The organism is Mycolicibacter acidiphilus, assembly GCF_018455725.1.
GTDB classification, from domain to species: Bacteria; Actinomycetota; Actinomycetes; order Mycobacteriales; family Mycobacteriaceae; genus Mycobacterium; species Mycobacterium acidiphilum.
Genome location: NZ_JAHCLR010000123.1, coordinates 1 through 990, shown reverse-complemented (window position 1 = coordinate 990; position 990 = coordinate 1). Strand labels below are relative to the sequence as shown.

Genomic DNA, 990 nt, shown 5'->3' with positions numbered 1-990 from the left:
GGCGGCCGCCTGCCCGCCGGTGCCACCGCTGCCGCCTTCGCCGCCGGACGTGCCGGACACCCCGGCGCCGCCGTTGCCGCCGCTGCCTCCGGTGCCGCCCGCACCACCGGCACCGGCCGCACCCGAGACTGTGCCGCCCGCACCGCCGGTGCCGCCGTCGCCGCCGATTCCGCCGTTGCCGCCGAGGGTGCCGTTGCCGTCGGTGTCGGTCACCCCGGCGATACCGTTGCCGCCGCTACCTCCGGCGCCGCCCGCACCGCCGGTGCCGATCGTGCCGGCCGCGCCGCCGTTGCCGCCGGAACCACCGACCTGGCCGGTCGAACCGTCGGCGAGCAGGCTGCCCTGACCGCCCACGCCACCGACGCCGCCGTTGCCGCCGCTGCCCGCGCCACCGGTCGCGCCGTCGGCCCGGTAGGTGATGCCGTCGCCGTTCAAGCCGCCCTTGCCGCCGGCGCCCGCGGTGCCCCGGTCGCCGCCGTTGCCGCCGTTGCCGCCGTGCCCGGCGGTGTCGTTCGCACCGCCGCCGGCGCCCGCGCCGCCCTGGCCGCCGTTGCCGGCATTGCCGGCCGCACCACCGGCGCCACCGATGCCGCCCGCGCCGTTGCCGCCGGCGGTGCCGTTGGTGGCGCCGCCGCCGTGACCGCCGGTACCACCGTTGCCGCCGGCGCCGCCCTGACCGCCGTTGCCGCCGCCGGTGCCGTCAGTGCCGTTACCGCCGCTGCCGGCCGCGGCGTTGCTGCCCGCGATGCCCTGCACACCGGCACCACCGGCACCACCGTTGCCGCCGGCGCCGCCGACGCCGCCCAGCCCACCGTTGCCGGAGATGCTGCCGCCCTGACCGCCGTTGCCGGCGTTGCCGCCGGCCGCGCCGCTGCCGCCGGTGCCGCCGTTGGCAAGAGCCGTCGAACCGGTTGCACCCGCGGCGCCCGAACCGCCGTTGCCGCCGGCGCCGCCGGTGCCGACCGACCCGGCGCTGCCGCCGTCGCCGCC

Annotated in this window: 1 pseudogene; it reads right to left on the bottom strand. The window is 80.9% G+C overall.

The window, feature by feature from the left end:
- Positions 1–990: pseudogene (locus tag KIH27_RS23385) on the bottom strand (PE family protein); the annotation flags it as partial.